Origin of the sequence: Lentzea sp. NPDC004782 (assembly GCF_040609115.1) — a bacterium.
Classification (GTDB): Bacteria; Actinomycetota; Actinomycetes; order Mycobacteriales; family Pseudonocardiaceae; genus Lentzea.
The window spans coordinates 39,255-57,537 of the sequence record NZ_JBEXJN010000016.1; the positions used below are offsets into that span (position 1 = coordinate 39,255).

At 69.7% G+C, this 18,283-nt stretch carries 22 protein-coding genes and 1 pseudogene; 16 read left to right on the top strand and 7 right to left on the bottom strand.

Annotation, left to right across the window (positions count from 1 at the left end; genetic code table 11):
- Nucleotides 1-44 precede the first annotated feature (44 nt).
- Nucleotides 45-524, bottom strand: coding sequence for an exosortase P (gene xrtP / locus ABZV40_RS17100; RefSeq protein WP_355441996.1), 480 nt, complete (start codon nucleotides 522-524; stop codon nucleotides 45-47).
- A 334-nt stretch (nucleotides 525-858) separates the two neighbouring features.
- Between xrtP and ABZV40_RS17105 the strand changes: the two genes are divergently transcribed.
- The 4 genes from ABZV40_RS17105 (at nucleotide 859) to ABZV40_RS17120 (ending at nucleotide 3,858) form a co-directional block, all read left to right on the top strand.
- Nucleotides 859-1,623 carry a choice-of-anchor P family protein gene (locus tag ABZV40_RS17105; RefSeq protein WP_355441674.1) on the top strand — a complete coding sequence of 255 codons (765 nt, stop codon included), beginning with the start codon at nucleotides 859-861 and terminating at the stop codon, nucleotides 1,621-1,623.
- Between the two features lie 11 nt (nucleotides 1,624-1,634).
- Nucleotides 1,635-1,823: an LPXTG cell wall anchor domain-containing protein gene (locus tag ABZV40_RS17110; protein ID WP_355441676.1), complete on the top strand. Its 189-nt coding sequence runs from the start codon at nucleotides 1,635-1,637 to the stop codon at nucleotides 1,821-1,823.
- A 66-nt stretch (nucleotides 1,824-1,889) separates the two neighbouring features.
- Nucleotides 1,890-3,062: a UDP-N-acetylglucosamine 2-epimerase (non-hydrolyzing) gene (gene wecB, locus ABZV40_RS17115; protein ID WP_355441678.1), complete on the top strand. Its 1,173-nt coding sequence runs from the start codon at nucleotides 1,890-1,892 to the stop codon at nucleotides 3,060-3,062.
- A 139-nt stretch (nucleotides 3,063-3,201) separates the two neighbouring features.
- Nucleotides 3,202-3,858, top strand: a complete 657-nt coding sequence (locus ABZV40_RS17120) for a hypothetical protein (RefSeq protein WP_355441681.1) — start codon at nucleotides 3,202-3,204, stop codon at nucleotides 3,856-3,858.
- Between the two features lie 58 nt (nucleotides 3,859-3,916).
- On the opposite strand, the gene ABZV40_RS17125 is transcribed toward ABZV40_RS17120, so the two are convergent.
- Nucleotides 3,917-4,456 carry an isochorismatase family protein gene (locus ABZV40_RS17125; protein WP_355441684.1) on the bottom strand — a complete coding sequence of 180 codons (540 nt, stop codon included), beginning with the start codon at nucleotides 4,454-4,456 and terminating at the stop codon, nucleotides 3,917-3,919.
- A complete protein-coding gene (locus tag ABZV40_RS17130) occupies nucleotides 4,453-5,742 on the bottom strand; it encodes a nicotinate phosphoribosyltransferase (RefSeq protein ID WP_355441999.1) in 1,290 nt (429 codons plus the stop codon). The genes ABZV40_RS17125 and ABZV40_RS17130 overlap by 4 nt, the downstream gene beginning before the upstream one ends.
- Nucleotides 5,743-5,821: 79 nt before the next feature.
- On the opposite strand from ABZV40_RS17130, the gene clpS reads away from it, so the two are divergent.
- Genes clpS through ABZV40_RS17145 form a run of 3 tightly spaced genes read left to right on the top strand, consistent with a single transcriptional unit; the run spans nucleotide 5,822 to nucleotide 7,595 of the window.
- The gene (gene clpS, locus ABZV40_RS17135; RefSeq protein WP_355441687.1) at nucleotides 5,822-6,121 is read left to right on the top strand and encodes an ATP-dependent Clp protease adapter ClpS; all 300 of its coding nucleotides are present in this window, start codon (nucleotides 5,822-5,824) and stop codon (nucleotides 6,119-6,121) included.
- Nucleotides 6,118-6,675: a DUF2017 domain-containing protein gene (locus ABZV40_RS17140; protein ID WP_355441690.1), complete on the top strand. Its 558-nt coding sequence runs from the start codon at nucleotides 6,118-6,120 to the stop codon at nucleotides 6,673-6,675. Before clpS ends, ABZV40_RS17140 begins: the two co-directional genes overlap by 4 nt.
- On the top strand, nucleotides 6,672-7,595 hold the full coding sequence (locus ABZV40_RS17145) for a P1 family peptidase (protein ID WP_355441693.1): 924 nt from the start codon (nucleotides 6,672-6,674) through the stop codon (nucleotides 7,593-7,595). Before ABZV40_RS17140 ends, ABZV40_RS17145 begins: the two co-directional genes overlap by 4 nt.
- Before the next feature lie 247 nt (nucleotides 7,596-7,842).
- Here the strand turns inward: ABZV40_RS17145 and ABZV40_RS17150 are convergent.
- Nucleotides 7,843-8,178, bottom strand: a pseudogene (locus ABZV40_RS17150) (metalloregulator ArsR/SmtB family transcription factor); the annotation flags it as partial.
- Nucleotides 8,179-8,288: 110 nt separating this feature from the next.
- On the opposite strand from ABZV40_RS17150, the gene ABZV40_RS17155 reads away from it, so the two are divergent.
- The 3 genes from ABZV40_RS17155 to ABZV40_RS17165 are packed head-to-tail and all read left to right on the top strand — an operon-like array spanning nucleotide 8,289 to nucleotide 9,959.
- A complete protein-coding gene (locus ABZV40_RS17155; RefSeq protein ID WP_307830281.1) occupies nucleotides 8,289-8,699 on the top strand; it encodes a M67 family metallopeptidase in 411 nt (136 codons plus the stop codon).
- Between the two features lie 28 nt (nucleotides 8,700-8,727).
- Nucleotides 8,728-9,000: a MoaD/ThiS family protein gene (locus tag ABZV40_RS17160; protein WP_355441696.1), complete on the top strand. Its 273-nt coding sequence runs from the start codon at nucleotides 8,728-8,730 to the stop codon at nucleotides 8,998-9,000.
- Between the two features lie 8 nt (nucleotides 9,001-9,008).
- Nucleotides 9,009-9,959, top strand: coding sequence for a cysteine synthase (locus tag ABZV40_RS17165; RefSeq protein WP_355441699.1), 951 nt, complete (start codon nucleotides 9,009-9,011; stop codon nucleotides 9,957-9,959).
- A gap of 149 nt (nucleotides 9,960-10,108) precedes the next feature.
- Here the strand turns inward: ABZV40_RS17165 and ABZV40_RS17170 are convergent, their stop codons facing one another.
- Complete coding sequence (locus ABZV40_RS17170) at nucleotides 10,109-10,969, bottom strand: SMP-30/gluconolactonase/LRE family protein (protein ID WP_355441702.1); 861 nt, start codon at nucleotides 10,967-10,969, stop codon at nucleotides 10,109-10,111.
- 32 nt (nucleotides 10,970-11,001) lie between these two features.
- Here ABZV40_RS17170 and ABZV40_RS17175 point away from each other — a divergent pair, with 32 nt between their 5' ends.
- Genes ABZV40_RS17175 through ABZV40_RS17190 form a run of 4 tightly spaced genes read left to right on the top strand, consistent with a single transcriptional unit; the run spans nucleotide 11,002 to nucleotide 13,556 of the window.
- On the top strand, nucleotides 11,002-11,613 hold the full coding sequence (locus ABZV40_RS17175) for a rhomboid family intramembrane serine protease (RefSeq protein WP_355441705.1): 612 nt from the start codon (nucleotides 11,002-11,004) through the stop codon (nucleotides 11,611-11,613).
- 11 nt (nucleotides 11,614-11,624) lie between these two features.
- Nucleotides 11,625-12,374 carry a glutamate racemase gene (murI, locus tag ABZV40_RS17180; RefSeq protein WP_355442002.1) on the top strand — a complete coding sequence of 250 codons (750 nt, stop codon included), beginning with the start codon at nucleotides 11,625-11,627 and terminating at the stop codon, nucleotides 12,372-12,374.
- Between the two features lies 1 nt (nucleotide 12,375).
- Complete coding sequence (locus tag ABZV40_RS17185; protein ID WP_355441708.1) at nucleotides 12,376-13,140, top strand: MBL fold metallo-hydrolase; 765 nt, start codon at nucleotides 12,376-12,378, stop codon at nucleotides 13,138-13,140.
- Entirely contained in the window at nucleotides 13,140-13,556 is a 417-nt protein-coding gene (locus ABZV40_RS17190) for an OsmC family protein (RefSeq protein ID WP_355441711.1), read from the top strand. The genes ABZV40_RS17185 and ABZV40_RS17190 overlap by 1 nt, the downstream gene beginning before the upstream one ends.
- On the opposite strand, the gene ABZV40_RS17195 is transcribed toward ABZV40_RS17190, so the two are convergent.
- Nucleotides 13,514-14,005, bottom strand: coding sequence for a DUF2231 domain-containing protein (locus ABZV40_RS17195; protein WP_355441714.1), 492 nt, complete (start codon nucleotides 14,003-14,005; stop codon nucleotides 13,514-13,516). The genes ABZV40_RS17190 and ABZV40_RS17195 overlap by 43 nt on opposite strands.
- A gap of 49 nt (nucleotides 14,006-14,054) precedes the next feature.
- Between ABZV40_RS17195 and rph the strand changes: the two genes are divergently transcribed.
- Entirely contained in the window at nucleotides 14,055-14,819 is a 765-nt protein-coding gene (gene rph / locus ABZV40_RS17200; protein WP_355441717.1) for a ribonuclease PH, read from the top strand.
- Nucleotides 14,816-15,415 carry an RdgB/HAM1 family non-canonical purine NTP pyrophosphatase gene (gene rdgB, locus ABZV40_RS17205; protein WP_355441719.1) on the top strand — a complete coding sequence of 200 codons (600 nt, stop codon included), beginning with the start codon at nucleotides 14,816-14,818 and terminating at the stop codon, nucleotides 15,413-15,415. Before rph ends, rdgB begins: the two co-directional genes overlap by 4 nt.
- Here rdgB and ABZV40_RS17210 read toward each other — a convergent pair.
- Nucleotides 15,412-18,279: an NACHT domain-containing protein gene (locus ABZV40_RS17210; RefSeq protein ID WP_355441721.1), complete on the bottom strand. Its 2,868-nt coding sequence runs from the start codon at nucleotides 18,277-18,279 to the stop codon at nucleotides 15,412-15,414. The genes rdgB and ABZV40_RS17210 overlap by 4 nt on opposite strands.
- Nucleotides 18,280-18,283 lie beyond the last annotated feature (4 nt).

The window sequence follows — 18,283 nt, forward strand, 5'->3', positions numbered from 1 at the left end:
CGTCAGGGCGAGCGCCTGCGTGAACCCGAGAACCAGGTCGAGGCTCACTTGCGGGTGGCCAGCCAGACGAACGCCACGAGAGCGGCCGCGCCACCGAAGACGCTGACCATCGAGCCGAGCAGCGTGTGGCCCCAGTAGTAGCCCGTGTCGACGCCGAGCCAGTTCACCAGGCCCACCAGCGTGAGCACGCGGAACTGGTTCACGACCACGACCGCCAGTGCCGCCACGCCCAGCGCGACCAGCACGCGCGACTGGATCCGCGGCCGCAGCGCGATCATGACCGCGCCCACCGCGATCAGCGGCAGCACCAGGAACGCGGACGTGCACTCCGGCGTCATCCGCAGGCCCAGCGGCGTGTCCGAGCCCAGTCCGAAGTAGACGGTCTGCCGGTCGGCGACCACCTCCACGCCGTACGAGCTGATGACGCTGAGAATCGCGCCGGACAGCGAGATCTCCGCCGTGCGGTACAGGCGGTGTGCGAACACGAGTCCCGCGGCTGCGGCGAGCAGGACGACCACCGTCACCCGGCTCGGGAATGCGGTGCGGCGCACGGCAAGCGTCACCCGAGGATCCTTTCCACCGATGAGGGAGCGCCCAGACGGGCTACCTGACGTTCCATCGGTTGACGGAACGTCAGCCCTCACCCCCGGATCGGGTGACGCCGTGACCGGAAATTGATCAAAAAATCCACGATGAGTGGCGTTCATTGGGCGAGACGAGTGGTCGTGTCGCCCGATACGGGGAGTAACCCTCAGTTCCCTCGAAAGAAAGCCGATGCCGGTAATTGCCCCCGGAAAGCGTGAAACCAGATTGGTATCACCACGCCCTGGGGCCGGAGGAATCAAGGGAAGGAGTTTCATGCGTGTCCGAATGACGGGACTGGCAGGAGTCATCGCGATTGCCGCACTCCTGGTCGGTGCCGCACCTGCTTCGGCCGCTCCGGGGGACGCCTCGGCCTACGGCGCGAGGCTCAACGTGACGCTGCTCGGCAACCCGGCGGTCAACGCCGAACCGTTCGCCGCCGCCAACGCGAACGGACCGACGCAGAACACGTTCGCCGGCGTTGACCTGCCCGGGCTGCTGAAGACCGGTGTCATCAACGCCTCCGCGTCGCGGGACGACAAGTCCGGTGGCGTGTACTCGCGGGCGAGCACCGCGGACGTCCGGGTCGACCTGCTCTCCAAGGTCACCGGCAAGATCTCCGCCGAACTGGTGGAGGCGGAGTGCACGGCGACCCAGAAGGGGCTCGCCGGCAAGTCCAAGCTCGCGGGCGTGAACCTCGGCAAGCTCGGCCAGGTCAACGCCGACCCGGCGGCCAACACCGTGCTCGACGTGCAGCTGGCCGGCGTCAAGATCGCTGAGGTGATCTTCAACGAGCAGCTCAAGAACGACGACGGCAGCCTGACGGTCAACGCGATCCACATCAAGCTGCTGCAGGGCAAGCTCGGCTCCCTCGGCACCGGCGACGTGATCATCTCGTCCGCCACCTGCGGTCCCGCCGGCCTGCCCATCCCGATGGCGTCTGGCGCGGGCCTGTGGATCGGCCTCGGCCTGCTCGGTGTCGTCGCCGCTCCGGTCGCCTTCGTGGCGCTGCGCCGCCGCGCGTCGTTGAACGCGGCCTGAAGGAGCGGCAGATGTACAAGGTCCCCGGTACCGGCATCGGCGTCGGCACGGGTGTCGGAGCCCTCGCGGTCACCGGCGCGGACGTGACGTGGTGGATCGCCGCGGGAGTCGTCCTCCTGCTCGTGGGCGCGTTCCTGCTGCACAGCACGCGCAAGAAGCGCGTCCCCGCCATGGCGAAGACCAGAAACCGAGCTGGCTGATCCGGCCCGCCTGGGGTTGCCCCCGGTCCCAGGCGGGCCACCCGGTCTCCCCGAGAGAGGACAACGGTGAGCAAAGAAGTTCTGCTGGTGGCCGGCACGCGGCCGGAAGCCGTGAAGATCGCCCCGGTCGCGATCGCGTTGAGGGGGCACCCCGGCCTGCGCCCCACGATCGTCCACAGCGGACAGCACTCGGGCATGGTCGAGCAGGCGCTCTGCGCGTTCGACCTGGTGCCGGACGTGCGGCTGGACGTGCCCAGGGTCAACGGCACCCAGGCCGAGCTGGTCTCCCGGTTGTTGCCCGAGTTCGACGCCGTGCTGGCGGAACGCGACCCCGCGGTCACCCTCGTGCAGGGCGACACGACGACCACGCTGGCCGCGGCCCTGGCGTCGTTCTGGCGCGGGATCCCCGTGGCGCACCTCGAAGCCGGCCTGCGGACCGGTGACCTCTACGGTCCGTTCCCCGAGGAGGGGAACCGGCAGATGATCTCCCGCATCACCTCGCTGCACCTCGCGCCGACCGACGACGCCGCCAACGCGCTGAACACGGAGTCCTTGCCGGACAGCCACATCGTCGTCACCGGCAACACCGTCGTCGACGCCGTGCAGCGCGTGGCGTCCGCCAACCTCCCCGCGTCCAGCCCGGACCTCGCCGCGCTGGAACGCACCCTGGACGCCACCGGCGGGCGGCTCGTGCTCGTCACGGTGCACCGCCGCGAGTCCTGGGGCCGTCCGCTGATGCGCGTGCTGAACGCCGTGCGCTCCATCGCCGACCGCCACCCCGACGTGCACGTGCTGATCCCCGCGCACCCGAACCCCGGTGTGCGCGAGCAGGTCGTGTCGGTGCTGGGCGGCCACGAACGCGTGGTCATCACCGACCCGCTGGACTACCCCGACCTGGTGCGGGTCCTCAAGCGCGCGGCCCTCGTGCTCACCGACTCCGGCGGCATCCAGGAGGAGGCGCCCACGTTCGGCGTGCCGGTGCTGGTGCTGCGGGAGACCACCGAACGCATGCTCGCCGTCGACGCCGGGTGCGCCTGGCTCGTCGGCACCGACACCACCCGCATTCTGGCGGAAGCGGGATGGGTGCTCGGCTCCCGGCTGCGGCTTCCGCTGGGGCGCAACCCGTTCGGCGACGGGCGTGCCGCGGTCCGGGTGTGTGCCGCGCTGGAGAGGTTGGCCGGCCTGCCGACCGCTTTGCCGCGCCGGGAGCCGTTCGCCACATTGGTGGGCATTCGCTGAACAAGTAGTTCGCCTGTCACCCGCTCGTGTAATTGCGAATTCACGAATGGGTGACATGGGGTGCCGAACTGTTATCAGCGCCACGCATCACAACCATTATCGGGCGGTGGGAATTCGAGCCGCAGGGGAGAAGGCAACAGTGCGCAGGAGTTTGGTCGCAGGAGCGGTGGTCGCGTTGACGTTCGCGACCGCGGCACCCGCGCTCGCCAGCAACCCACCCGGCACCGCGTCCGCCGGATCCGCCGACTTCGCCAAGGCGGACCAGACGTTCAAGGTCGACCCGCTCGCCGTCTGCAACGTCAACCCCGACGCGGCGGGCACCGTCACCGGGTCGAGCCCCGCGCAGAGCCGCAACGGGCTCAAGATCGGCGAGACGTCCTCCACCTGCACGACCGAGGTCGTGAACCAGGAGGAGTTCATCACCAAGACGAAGTCGGTCGCGACCGGCAGCGGGTTCGAGCTGTCGGCGCTCGTCGCGGCGAAGGGGCCGCGGCTCAAGATCGGCGAGTGGAAGATCACCTGCGAGGCCACGCAGGAGGGCACCGCGGCCGGGTGGGAGCTCAAGGGCATGTCCGGCTGGGCCGGGCTGCCGCAGCAGATCCCGTCCGGGTACGTGTACGAGATCAAGGCGAGCACCGGAACCGTGCTCGCCAAGGCCAAGTTCACCGACACCGTGTTCCCGGTGCCGAACGACGGCAGCCTCGCCATGACGCTGCTGAAGATCACGTTCGAGCCGTCGTCCGGCTACTCGGGCAGCATCACCGTCGGCACAACGGCCTGCTCGCCCACCCCGTAGTCACCTCGATGAACGGCGCATTCGTCCACCTCAGGTGAACAAATGCGCCGTTCATCGCTCAAGCGACGGCTACGCCTGCGGCACGCAGTTCGGAGAGAGCGGTGTCGCGGGTGTTCTCGGCCACGGCGGCGGTCAGGTCGACGAGCACGGTCGTGCGGAAGCCGTTGCGTTGCGCGTCGAGGGCGGTCGCGCGGACGCAGTGGTCGGTCGCGATGCCGACGACGTCCACTTCGGTCACGCCCTTGTCGGTCAGCCAGCCCGTGAGGTCGTTCTCAGCCTCGAAACCCGAGTACGCGGCGGCGAACCGGCCCTTCGTGAAGACCTGCTCGACCAGTGCCACGTCCAGCTCCGGGTGGAACGACGCACCGGGTGTCCCGGCCACGCAGTGCGCGGGCCAGGTGTCCACGTAGTCCGGCGTCTCGGAGAAGTGCGAGCCTGGATCCACGTGGTAGTCGCGGGTCGCCACGACGTGGTCGTAGGACGACGTGGCGATGTGCCGGGAGATGGCCGCCGCGACGGCCGCGCCGCCCGCGACCGCGAGCGAACCGCCCTCGCAGAAGTCGTTCTGCACGTCGACGACGATCAGCGCCTTGGTCATCGGGACTCCTCGAGGTAGGTGGTCGGGATCGCGGGCTCACCGCGCGAGAGCTTGAGGCCTTCCCACGGCACGCTGACCAGCGCCGCGCGCAACCGTTCGCGGCTCTGCTCCAGCGTGGGCACCTCCGGCGTGACCTGTCCAGCGCGCATCAGCGGGATCTGCACCAGCCGGTCGAACTCGCCGAGCTCGGGTTGCGCGGACGCCTGGAACACGACCTCCTCCAGCGCCGTGCCGGTGTCCTTGTGCCGCCGCAACGCCTTCTTCCATCCGCCGCGGGACTGCTTGGACGTGCTGCGCTTCTCGACGTGGCGGCCGTCGACCTCGACCAGCTTGTAGACCATGCCCGCGGTCGGTGCCCCCGACCCGGTCACGACCGACGTGCCGACGCCGTACGCGTCCACGGGTTCGGCGCGCAGGGCGGCGATCGAGTACTCGTCGAGGTCACCGGACACGACGATGCGGGTGTTGCGGGCGCCCAGCGAGTCCAGCTGGTCGCGGGCCTGTCGCGCCAGCACGCCGAGGTCGCCCGAGTCGATCCGGATCGCACCCAGGTCGGGACCGCCGACCGCGACGGCGGTCTTGATGCCCTCGGTGATGTCGTAGGTGTCGACCAGCAACGTCGTGCCGGCACCCAGTGCCTCGACCTGGCTGCGGAACGCCTCTTCCTCGCTGTCGTGCAGCAGCGTGAACGCGTGCGCGCACGTGCCGGCCGTCGGGATGCCGTGACGGCGTCCGGCTTCGAGGTTGGAGGTGGCGGTGAAGCCCGCCAGGTAGGCCGCGCGGGCGCACGCCACGGCGGCTTCCTCGTGGGCGCGGCGCGAGCCCATCTCGATCATGCGACGGCCGTTGGCCGCGGTGACCATGCGGGCCGCGGCGGACGCGATCGCGCTGTCGTGGTTGAGGATCGACAGCGCGAGCGTCTCCAGCACGACGCCCTCGGCGAACGACGCGCGCACGGTGAGCACCGGCGAACCGGGGAAGTACAGCTCCCCCTCGGGGTAACCGTCGATCTCGCCGGAGAACCGGTAGTTCGCGAGCCACTCCAGCGTCGCGTCGTCGACGACGGCGTTGCGGCGCAGCTGGTCGATCTCCTCCTCGCCGAAGCGGAAGTCCGCGATCGCGTCCAGCAACCTGTTGACCCCGGCGACGACGCCGTAGCGGCGGCCGTCGGGAAGCCTGCGGGCGAAGACCTCGAACACGCACGGACGGTCACCGGCTCCGTCACGCAGCGCGGCCGCGAGCATGGTGAGCTCGTAGTGGTCGGTCAGCAACGCCGTCGAATTCATGGTCACCAACCCTAAGGTCGCGTCCGGTTTAGCCGCACGCGGTCTCCGCCACTGCGGCGAACATGACACCATTGGCGGTATGACCACGCCCGTCGAACAGGAACGGACGCAGCCAGAGGCCATCGGCGCGGAGATCGCGGCCGAGGACCGGCCGTGGCAGACCGTGGTCTGGAACGACCCGGTCAACCTCATGTCGTACGTGACGTACGTCTTCCAGAAGCTGTTCGGCTTCAGCAGGGACAAGGCGACCAAGCTGATGCTCGACGTGCACCACAAGGGCAAGGCGATCGTGACATCGGGCACCAAGGACAAGGTGGAGGCCGACGTGGCGAAGCTCCACGCGGCGGGGCTCTGGGCGACCATGCAGCGGGCCTCGTGAAGCGGTGGATCCGCGACGGTGACGTCGTCATCGGCAGACTGGACCGCCAGGAGGCCGCGGTCGTGCGCGGTCTGGTCAGCCAGATCCAGGACATGCTGCTGGCCCGCGCCGAGGAAGCGCCCCAGGACGAGCTCGCCGAGCTGACCGGGATCAGAACAGGCCCGTCGGAGGCGCCCGACGACCCGATCCTGGGACGTCTGCTGCCCGACTTCCACCGGCTCGACGACGACGCACCCGACCCGGACGAGGTCAACTCGGCCGCGGCGCTGCGGTCGCTGCACGAGCCGGAGCTGCTGGACCAGAAGACCGGCGCGGCCGAGATCGTGCTGCAGACCTGCTCGCCCGACGGCGGCGAGGTCCGGTTGTCGATCGGCGAGGCCGAGGCGTGGCTCGCGTCGTTGAACGACGTGCGGCTCGCGCTGGGCACCGCGCTGGACGTCACCGAGGACATGCCGGACGAGCTGCCGCCGGAGGACCCGCGGTCACCGCACCTCGGGGTGTACCACTGGCTGACCTGGGTGCAGGACACGCTGGTGGAGGCGATGATGCCGTGATCCCCGGCGTGCTCGTCGGCCACCACCACCGCGTCGAACCAGGCTGGGCCACCGGCACCACTGTCGTACTCGTCCCCGCCGGTGCCGTCGGCGCCGTCGACGGACGTGGTGGCGCGCCCGGAACCCGGGAGACCGACCTGCTCGATCCGGCGAACCTCGTCCAGCAGGTGCACGCCATCTGCCTGAGCGGCGGTTCGGCGTACGGGCTGGCGGCCGCGGACGGCGTGATGCGCTGGCTGTCGGAACGCTCGATCGGCTTCCAGGTCGGCGCCCAGCCGCACCACGTCGTGCCGATCGTGCCGGGCGCGGTGATCTTCGACCTGCCGATGTCCGAGTGGGGCAACCGACCGGATGCTTCGTTCGGTTACGCGGCCTGTGAAGCTGCCGCCCCGGACTTCGCACTGGGGTGCGTCGGCGCGGGTGCCGGTGCGCGGGTCGGTTCGCTCAAGGGCGGCGTCGGCACGGCGACGACGAAGGTCGGCGAGCACCACGTCGGCGCGCTCGCCGTGGTGAACGCGGCCGGTGAAGTCGTCGACCGCACAACGGGTCTGCCGTGGCTGCCCTCGCTCGGCACCACACCCGTCGAGTTGCCCGAACGCAAACCGGAAGGCCTCAACACCACGATCGGTGTGGTGGCGGTGGACGCGGCACTGTCCAAAGCGGAGTGTCAGCGGCTCGCGATGGCCGCGCAGGACGGACTCGCCCGCGCGGTCCGGCCCGCCCACTCGATGTTCGACGGCGACACGGTCTTCGCGCTGGCCACCGGTGCCGTGCCGCTCGCGCAACCGCGACCGTTCGCCTTGGACGCACTGTGCGCGGCCGCCGCGGAGATGTTCGCGGAGGCCGTGGTGTCCGGCGCCCGCGAAGCCACCACCCTCAACGGCGTCACGGCGTTCCGCGACCTCGTTCGCTGTGGATGAAGGGCTCCTTCATCCACCTCACGTGCAATGCCAGGAGCTCAAGCGGCGACGCGCTGCGCCGTTCATCCCGGTCGGGTTCGCCGCTCACGCCGGGCATGCCAGATCTGCCGCACTGCCACGCACCGTGCGATCAGGCCTCGCCAGGCGCGTGGCGACGTGGATGAAGGCGCCCTTGACCCACACCAGGTGGAGCAAGGAGCCCTTCATCGGACGCGCTCGCGCTCAGGCCTTGCCGAGCATCCTCTTCCTCCTCCTGAAGCCTGCGTTCGCGCCTGCCGCGGGCCAGTTCGGTCGCGAGCGCGTCGAGATGCGGTGCCCAGAACCGCCGGAAGTGGTCCAGCCAGGTGTCGATCTCCCTCAGCGGGGCCGGCGCCACCGAGTACAGCCGTCGGTTTCCGGCGGCCGTGACCTGTACGAACCCGTTCGACCGCAACACCTTGAGGTGCTGCGAGACGGCCGACTGGGTGATCCCGAACTCGGCCTGGACGACTCCGCCGACGTCACCGGCCGCCCGCTCACCGGTGGCGAGCAGCTCCAGGATTCGCCTGCGGACCGGGTCGCCCAGTACGTCGAACGCGTGCACATGGCGCACTGTAGTAGCCGCCACTAATATTAGCCCGAGCTAAAACAAGCACTACAGCGCGGTTATCTCGCATACCGAGACAACTCCCGCCAGCCCGTAGGATTGACGACGTGCTGGTGATTCGCCGTGACCTGGTGGACGCGATGGTGGCCCACGCGCGCCGCGACCACCCCGACGAGGCGTGCGGGGTGATCGCCGGGCCGTACGGGTCCGATCGTCCTGAGCGCTTCATCGAGATGGAGAACGCAGAGAGGTCGCCCACGTTCTACCGGTTCGACGCCGCCGAGCAGCTCAAGGTGTGGCGCGAGATGGACGCCAACGACGAGGTGCCGGTGGTCATCTACCACTCGCACACCGCCACGGAGGCGTACCCGTCCCGCACCGACATCTCGTTCGCGGGCGAGCCGGACGCTCACTACGTGCTGGTCTCCACGCGTGACCCGATCGAGCACGAGCTGCGGTCGTACCGCATCGTCGACGGTGTCGTGACCGAGGAACCGGTCAAGATCATCGAGTCCTGAGCCACATTTCTGCGGAGGTAGAACCATCATGGCCGTCACCGTGTCGATCCCGACGATCCTGCGCACCCACACCGGGGGCGAGAAGTCGGTGTCCGCCAACGGCGCCACGCTCGCCGAGGTCATCGACGACCTGGAGAACAACCACGGCGGCCTCAAGGCCCGCCTGGTCAAGGAGGGTGCGCTGCACCGCTTCGTCAACGTCTACGTCAACGACGAGGACGTGCGCTTCGCCGGTGGCCTCGACGCCCAGGTGAAGGACGGCGACAACGTCACCATCCTCCCGGCCGTCGCGGGCGGCTGATCTCCACCATGGCCCGCTACGACTCGCTCCTGGACGCGCTCGGCGGGACACCGATGGTGGGCCTGCCGCGCCTGTCGCCGTCGGAGAACGTGCGCATCTGGGCGAAGCTCGAGGACCGCAACCCGACCGGCTCGATCAAGGACCGGCCCGCGCTGGCCATGATCGAGGCGGCGGAGCGGGACGGCGTGCTGCGTCCCGGTGCGACGATCCTGGAGCCGACGTCCGGCAACACCGGCATCTCCCTGGCGATGGCCGCGAAGCTCAAGGGCTACGGCCTGGTGTGCGTGATGCCGGAGAACACCTCGACCGAGCGTCGCCAGCTGCTGCAGGCCTACGGTGCGCGCATCGTGTTCTCCCCGGCGGCCGGCGGGTCGAACCAGGCCGTCGCCACGGCCAAGGAGCTCGCCAAGCAGAACCCGGACTGGGTCATGCTCTACCAGTACGGGAACCCGGCGAACGCGGACGCGCACTTCCGCGGCACCGGCCCGGAGATCCTGAAGGACCTGCCGACCATCACGCACTTCGTCGCGGGTCTGGGCACGACGGGCACGCTCGTCGGTGTCGGGCGCTTCCTGCGCGAGGCCAAGCCGGACGTGCAGGTCATCGCCGCCGAACCCCGATACGGCGAGCTGGTGTACGGCCTGCGCAACCTCGACGAGGGCTTCGTGCCGGAGCTGTACGACGAGTCGGTGCTGACCGGGCGGTACTCGGTCGGCTCCTACGACGCGTTGCGCCGCACCCGGCAGCTGCTGGAGACCGAGGGGATCTTCGCCGGCATCTCGACGGGCGCGATCCTGCACGCCGCGCTCGCCGTGGCGCAGAAGGCCGAGGTCGCGGACAAGACCGCCGACATCGTGTTCATCGTCGCGGACGCGGGGTGGAAGTACCTGTCCACGGGTGCCTACGCCGGCACGCTGGACGAGGCGGCCGCCCGGCTGGACGGCCACCTCTGGGCGTGACGAAACCCTCTGCCGGTGGCTAGAGGGCACCCTTCCAGGCGAGATCTTCGCTCATGTCGCATCCCCCAGAATGCTCACAAATCGACGTTGAGCCGACGAGTGATCCTAACTCGCCGGCTCACGTCTGAGCAGTGATTATCCGGGATTCGCTAGCCGTTGAACGCGACACCGGGCAGGCCTGCGCCGATGCCGGGCAGCACGAGCACCGAGCCGTTCAACTGCCGATCCGTCAACGCCTGGTCCGACAACCCGACGCGCGCCGACGTGACGTAGAGGTCGGTGAAGTCCGTGCCGCCGAAGCAACACGCGGTCGGGTTGTCCACCGGCACCGCGATCTCGCGGTCGAGCTCCCCCTGCGGGGTGTAGCGCCGGACGGCGTGCCCGCCCCACAACGCGACCCAGACGCACCCGTCGGCGTCGACGGTGAGCCCGTCCGGCCAGCCTTCGGTGTGGCCGACGTGGGTGAGCGGACGGCGGTTCGCGATGGTGCCGGAGGCGTTGTCGAAGTCGAACACGTCGATGCGGCGGGTCGGGGTGTCGATGAAGTACATGAGCGTGCCGTCCGGGCTCCAGCCGACGCCGTTGCTCGTGTTCACCTGGCCCACCATCACCTTGGCCGCGCCCTCGCCGGTGACCCTGGCGAGCCAGCCCTCGTCGGCGGCCTGGTCGTACCGCATCGTGCCGGCCCACAACCGGCCCGACGGGTCGATGCCCGCGTCGTTGCCGCGCACGCCCTCGCGCGCCCAGTAGACGAGCCAGGACTTGGTGCCGTCGCGGTCGATCAGGGCGATGCCGTCGCGCAGGTTGCAGACGATGCCGCCCTGAGCGCGCGGCTTGGCGGCGCCCACGTGCTGGGGCACCACGAGCACCGCGTCGTCGTCCCGTGCGGGGGCGTAGCGGTGGACCTCGGACGCCAGGATGTCCACCCACAGCAAGGTGGAGCTGCTGTGGTCCCACGTCGGCCCCTCGCCGAGCTGGGCCGATGCGCGCACCGCTACTTCAATCGACACCTGATCAGCTTATGGGCACGTACGCTGGAACCGTGGACCGCACCGCTCTCGCGAAACGGGTCATTCCGCCGCACCCCGTGCTGTCGTTTCTCATCGTCGCCGGGTTCGTCGGCTTCCTCTACGTGGTCGAGGCGTACGACGTGGCGACCAACAGCTCGTTGGAGGGCGACGGCGTGCGGCCGCGCGACTTCAGCCAGTGGGACAACCTGCTCTGGATGCCGTTGATCCACAGCGACTGGAGTCACCTCACCGGCAACGCGGTTCCGTTGCTGCTGCTGGGTTTTCTCGCGACCTCGGGAGGGCTCAAGCAGTTCTTCCAGGTCACCGTGGTCATCTGGCTCACCTCGGCGCTGGGCGTGTGGGTGTTCGGCAGCGCGGGCAGCCACATCGGCGCGTCCGGACTGGTGTTCGGGTTCCTGGCGTTCCTGCTGGTGCGCGGGATCTTCGCGAAGTCGTGGCTGCAGCTGCTGATCGCGGTCGGTGTCTTCGCGTTGTACGGCGCCGCGCTGTGGGGTGTGCTGCCCGGCCAGCCCGGCATCTCGTGGGAGGGCCACCTGTTCGGCGCAATCGGCGGCGTGCTCGCGGCGTGGGGTGTGGCTCGTGACAACCACCGCAGCAGCGCACCGGCTAGATTCACGGCGTGACGATCGGGATCATGGACTCGGGCGTCGGCGGCCTCACCGTCGCCCGAGCGATCATGGACCAGCTGCCCGGCGAGTCGATCCACTACATCGGCGACACGGCCAACGGTCCTTACGGGCCGCTGCCGATCGCACAGGCGCGCAAGCACGCGCTGGAGATCTGCGACCGGCTGGTCGACGAGGGCGCGAAGATGCTCGTGATCGCGTGCAACACCGCGTCCGCCGCGTGTTTCCGCGATGCCCGTGAGCGCTACGACGTGCCGGTGGTCGAGGTGATCCTGCCGGCGGTGCGCCGCGCGGTGATGACGACGCGGAACAACCGCATCGGCGTGATCGCCACGGTCGGCACGATCAACTCGCACGCCTACCAGGACGCGTTCCAGGCGGCGAGGGACGTGACGGTGACGGCGGCGGCCTGTCCGCGGTTCGTCGACTTCGTCGAGCGCGGCATCACGTCCGGGCGGCAGGTGCTCGGGCTGGCGCAGGCCTACCTGGAACCGTTGCAGCGCGCCGAGGTCGACACCGTGGTGCTCGGCTGCACGCACTACCCGTTGCTGACCGGCGTGATCCAGATCGTCATGGGCGACGCCGTGACGCTGGTGTCGAGCGCCGAGGAGACCGTGAAGGACGTCGTCCGGTTGCTGACGGAGCGCGACGAGTTCGCCGTCGACCCACCCGTCCACCGGGTGACGTGCACTGGTCCGCCCGAGCGGTTCGCGAAGCTGGCGGCCCGGTTCCTGCCTACCTTCGAACAATGGGGCTGACGTGCTGCTGACCGTGCTCGGCTGCTCCGGCAGCATTCCCGGACCCGGCGCGGCGGCGTCGGGATACCTGCTGGAGGCGGACGGGTTCACGCTGGTGCTGGAGTTCGGCAACGGCGTGCTGTCGCGCTTCCAGGAGGAGCGCCCGCTGTTCGCGATGGACGCCCTCCTGCTCTCGCACCTGCATCCCGACCACTGCGTCGACGTGTCCTCGCTCTACGTGGCGCGGAAGTACCACCCGACGCCGCCCGCTGCCGCGTTGCCCGTCTACGCGCCCGCCGAGGCGCCGTCCCGTTTCGTCGCGGCCTACGCGCCCAACGCGGCCGAGCGGTCGTCGTTGGACTTCAGCGACGTCTTCTCGTTCCACGAGCTGGGTTCTTCTGCCCAAATCGGACCGTTCACCGTGGACTCGGCTCTGGTCGCGCACCCCTGCGAGGCTTACGGGTTCCGGATCTCGTACGGCGACGTCACGCTGGCCTACACCGGCGACAGCGGGCCGTGCGCGGCACTGGACGCGTTGGCCGAGGGCGTCGACGTGTTGCTGAGCGAGGCGAGCTGGACGCACGCGCCGGACCGCCAGCCGGGCCTGCACCTGTCCGGCCGGGAGGCGGGCGAGCTGGCCGCGCGGGCGGGTGCCGGACGGCTGCTGATCACGCACGTGCCGCCGTGGACCTCGCGCGAGGACGTGCTGGAGGAGGCCAAGGCCGCGTTCGACGGGCCGTGTGAGCTGGTCGTCGAGGGCGGTCGGTACGAGGTGGGGGAGCACTGATGATCGAGCTGGAGAGAGTCGGCGAGCACGAGTTCGTCGCGACGAACGGGCGCGGGGCGTCCGTGAAGATCGGCCGCAAGGGGCAGGAGGGCTCGTTCAGCCCGGTCGAGCTGCTGGTCGCGGCCGCGGCCGGCTGCGCGCTCGTGACCTCGGAAACCCTGATCCTGCGCCGCACCGGCGGCGACCAGCTGTCGGCGGTCGCGGACGCGGTGCAGTCCGAGAGCGGCAACGAGGTGATCTCCATCCCGGTGACGCTCTCGTACGACCTGTCCGCCGTGGAGGATCCCGCGGCGCTCGAAATCGTCGTCCGACGTGCCGTGGAGCAGTTCTGCACGGTCACGCGGACGCTGAAGCAGTCGGCGACGGCGCCGCTTCAGCTCCCGACACCGCTCCAGACCGCGGTCGACCCGCTGTGACCGGCGCGCACGGTCTGCACCGTTGCGCCCACCGCGAGCAGGACCACCAGCACGGACACCACGACTGAGACCACCCGCCACGTCCGGGTGGTGGGTGCCTCCGCCGCCCGTTCCCGATCGGCGAGCCGACCGGCGACCAGCAGCGCGATCACCGCGACGCCGAAGCCGAGCGCGATGGGCAGCAGCGTGTCGCCGAGCTCCGCGTGGGTCTGGATGGCGGGGTTCTGCACACCGTTGCGCTCCAGCGCGCCCTGGAGGTCCTCACCGGCCTCCTTGGCCACCGGCACGGCCCCGACGCCGAGCAACGTCACACCCAGCACCAGCCAGGCGTACCTGCGCCGCCAGCCGGGTACGAGCGCGATCGCGACCGAACTGACCGCCGCGAGCGGCAGCAGCACGACCACGGCGTGCACGAACAACGGGTGAAGCGGAATACCGTCGATCGTCATGTCTCTCCCTACGCCTTCACGCTCCGCAGGGTTCACTAAGGTAGCCGCCGTGGTGCGAAGCGACGGTAGGAACGACGACGTGTTGCGTGACATCCGGATCACGCGTGGATACCAGACCTGGCCCGCGGGCTCGGTCCTGGTCGAGTTCGGCAACACCCGCGTGCTCTGCGCCGCGAGTGTCACCGAAGGCGTCCCCCGCTGGCGTTCGGGCTCGGGCCTCGGCTGGGTGACCGCCGAGTACGCGATGCTCCCGTCCGCCACCCACACCAGAAGCGACCGCGAGTCCGTGAAGGGCCGCATCGGCGGCCGCACCCACGAGATCTCGCGCCTGATCGGCCGCTCCCTGCGGGCCTGCATCGACCTGGCGGCCCTCGGCGAGAACACCATCGTCATCGACTGCGACGTCATCCAGGCCGACGGCGGCACCCGCACCGCCGCGATCACCGGCGCCTACGTGGCTCTCGCCGACGCCGTGACGTGGCTGGGCGCCGCGGGCCGTCTGGCCGACCCCTCACCGCTGTCCTGCGCGGTGTCCGCCGTGTCGGTCGGCGTCGTGGACGGCCGCGTCCGGCTGGACCTGCCGTACGAAGAGGACTCGCGCGCCGAGGTCGACATGAACGTCGTCGCCACCGACGCCGGCACGCTCATCGAGGTGCAGGGCACCGGCGAGGGCGCGACCTTCGCCCGGTCCACTTTGGACCGCATGCTGGACGTGGCGCTGCTGGGCTGCGCCGAGCTGAACCGCATCCAGGCCGCCGCCCTGGCGCAGCCGTACCCCGGCGTGCTGCCCGAGCCCAAGGCGAGCAAGCGATGAAGCTGCTGCTGGCCTCCCGCAACGCCAAGAAGCTGCGCGAGCTGCAGCGCATCGTTTCTGCCGAAGGGTTGTCCGGGATCTCCGTCCTGTCTTTGGCGGATGTGCCTGAGTTCCCCGAGGCACCCGAGACCGCGCCCGACTTCGAGGGCAACGCGCTGGCCAAGGCCCGTGATGCCGCTGCCGCCACCGGACTGGTGTCGGTTGCGGACGACTCCGGGCTGGCGGTGGACGAGCTGAACGGCATGCCGGGTGTGCTGTCCGCGCGGTGGTCCGGTCGGCACGGCGATGACGACGCCAACCTGGATCTGGTGCTGGGGCAGCTCGGCGACGTGCCGGACGAGCGGCGCGGTGCGGCGTTCGTGTCGGTCGTGGCGCTCGTCGCGCCTGGCGGCGAAGAGGTCGTCGTGCGGGGCGAGTGGCGGGGGACGTTGCTGCGGGAGCGGCGCGGGACCAACGGGTTCGGGTACGACCCGATCTTCGTGCCGGAGGGGTACTCGATCACGTCGGCCGAGATGACTGCCGAGCAGAAGGACGCCGAGTCGCACCGGGGCCGGGCGTTGAAGCTGCTGGTCCCGCACCTGCGCAAGCTGGTCTAACCGATCCACCTCACTCTTACTCCGGGACCGAGTTCCTCGACTCCTGGGTAGGAGAGGTATCGGCTCAATTCCAGAACCAGCGACCGGTTCTTCAACGGCAGGACGTCCACCGGGATGTGGCCCCCGAGCCCGAGGGTGTGCAGATTCGGCAGGTCGGGCATCGCACTGAGGTCGGGCCAGTTGTAGCAGTACAACGTCTTCAGATCGGCCACTTCCGCGAGCGGGGTCAGATCGCAGTCAGGCGCCGTTCTGCTGAGGTGGAGGTTGTTGCAGGCCCGCCCGCGCAGGAAGTCCAGATCGTGCCAGGGCTCGGCCTGCGTCAAGCCCAGGAACACGGGGATCTGCGGCAGCCGGTCCAGGTTCGAGTACTGCTGGGCGCGGCGCAGGTTGACCACCACCGGACGGGTCGGCTCCAGCGGGCTGACGTCGATCTCACCCGAGGTCGGCGTGCTGAGGTACCGCAATCCCCTCACGCGATCGAGGAACCGCAGGTCCGTATGTGCTTCGTCATCGAGCCAGAGATCGGTACCACGCAGGCGCTGGAGAAGATCCAGGTAAGGGATCAGACGGGTGGTCGTGATCCTCGCGTAGCCGTTGTCCAACGGCGCATCGGCCAGCACCTCTTCCGCATAGCGTTGCGGGTCGAAGTTGAGCCACGCTTCAAGAAGCGCCTCTTGCACGTTCTCCCTAGGATCGCGGGCGTACCCGGCCAGTCGTGCCATCGCTTCTGGCGATCCCACCAGTGCCGCGCTGCGCACGGTCGCTCCCGCGGCAGCGTCCGAGAGCCCGTCGAGATCCGTTGGCAGGTAGCGCAGGACGCGATGCCCGATCGTGGCCAGTGACGTGGTCTCCTTCTTGCTGCGCGGTGGAACCAGCCGGTCCCTGATGATCGCGTCGATCCGGTCATGTACGTCCGCGTCGACGTCCCTGATGGTTTCCAGGCACGCGGCGGCCAGCAGCCGCAGTCGGCGAGCGTTGCGCGGTTCGCGGTCGGCGCGGTCGAGCACCTCGGTCAGGAGTTCGGTGACCTGGGAGCGGTGGCCGTGTCCGCAGGCCAGCACGATCGTCTGCGTCCACGAGTCCTGGTGGGCGTGGGCGACCAGCGTCTCGACCTGGCCGTCCTGCATCGCCTCCTCGCCGGCCAGGTACTCCTGGAACGTCCGGTGCACGAAGTCGACCTGGCCCGGTACGGGTTCGCGGATGACGCCGCTGCGTTCCAGCAGGTGCGTGACGACGGCGCCGGGTTCCTCGTCGACGTTGGGCATCGAGCGGATCTTGCGCGCCACGTGCTCGTGCACTTTGGCCGTGGGCAGCTGGGTTCGGCCGCCCAGGGTGAGCCGCCACGCCAGATCCCGCAGCAGCACCGTCTTGTCGGAGGTGGTGAGGATGCGGGCGATGCCGCGTTCGGCGTCGCGGAGGTCCAGGAGCATGGTCAGCGCGGCCGCGTACAACTCCATGCGGCTCTGCGGCAGCTCCGAGACCCGGCCGAGGTTCAGCGCGCACAACATCGCGCAGAGCAACGGCGAGGAGGCGAGGGAACGCAGGTGCTCGCGGCTGTCCAGCTGGGTGGTCAGCCGCCGTTGGGCTTCCTCGGGCGCCCCGGCGGCCTCGTGCCACCGCTGCAGGAACACCTTCACGTCGGCCGGGCTCATCTGCTCCAGCTCGACGGACGAGAAGTCCAGCTCCGCCAACCACTTCTCGTCCGTCGCCGCGGGACGTGCCGTCACCACGACCTGCGCGGACGGGAAGACGTGCACGAGCTCGCGCAGCCACTCCCGGACGTGCTGGCGCTTCGACGGCGGCACCTCGTCGACGCCGTCCACCAGCAGGAGTCCTTTGCCCGCCTGCAGAACTCGATGGACCCACCCGGCGGGCATGATCCCGGCGAGCCATCCCGTGACGAAGTCCTCCGGCTTGGAGGGCAGCGGTGAGTCGGCGTAGGCGCGCAGCCGGACCGGGAACGGGACCAGGCCGTTCCACGACTGCAGGTTGCCGACGAACCCGCCGCGGGCGGCGGTGACCGCGAGCCAGTCGAGCAACGTCGTCTTGCCCGAGCCCGCTTCACCGCGGACCAGGGTGCGGCTGACCAGGGCCGACTCGACGCGCACGCCCGAGTGCGAGTGGTGGTCGGCCTGGCCGAACCACTCGTGCCGCTGTCGTTGCGCCCCTGACACCGTGAGACTCAGGTAGGCGACGCTCAGCGCCAGGCGCGGGCGGTCCTTCATGGACAATCCCAGGAGCTCAAGACGGTCGAGGTTGGCGGCGATGTAGCGCAGGTACTCGTCGCGGAACTCGTCGTCGTTGCTCGTTCCCTGCGGTGCGTGCAGCGAGGTGCGCGGCAAGCGGGCGAGGACGTCCTCGAGCAGCGCGGTCTGGGCCGTGGCGCGGGAGAGCACCTCGGCGAGGGCGCGCGGCTGGAACGACGGCAGGTGCCTGATCACCTGCACCAGGTGGCGGCACGACTGGTCGAGCGCGAGGTCGTAGAACCGGCCCAGGTCCTGGCGCGGCAGCTCCTTGCGGATGCGGCGCGCCAGCACCTCGGGATCGGCGTCGTCGGCGAGCAGCGCCTCGTCGGACAGGTCGATCGACTGCAGCGCCACCTCGACCGCGGCGAGCGAGGCGTCGATCTCGTCCTCGGGACACCGTTGCAGGACGGGCTCCAACTGCTCGGCGACCGTGTGGCCGATGCTCTCGACCAGGGTCTTGAGCTTGGCCTGCTGCAACGGTTTCGCGAGCTGTGCCGCCGCGAGCTCGGTCAGGGAGGAGGTCCGGGCCTTCTCCTTGTCGCGACCCGCCAGCCAGGCGGTGGCGGCGCGGGTCGCGATGGTCTGACCGAGTTTGGCGGCGGCGATTTCCAAGCCCACCCAA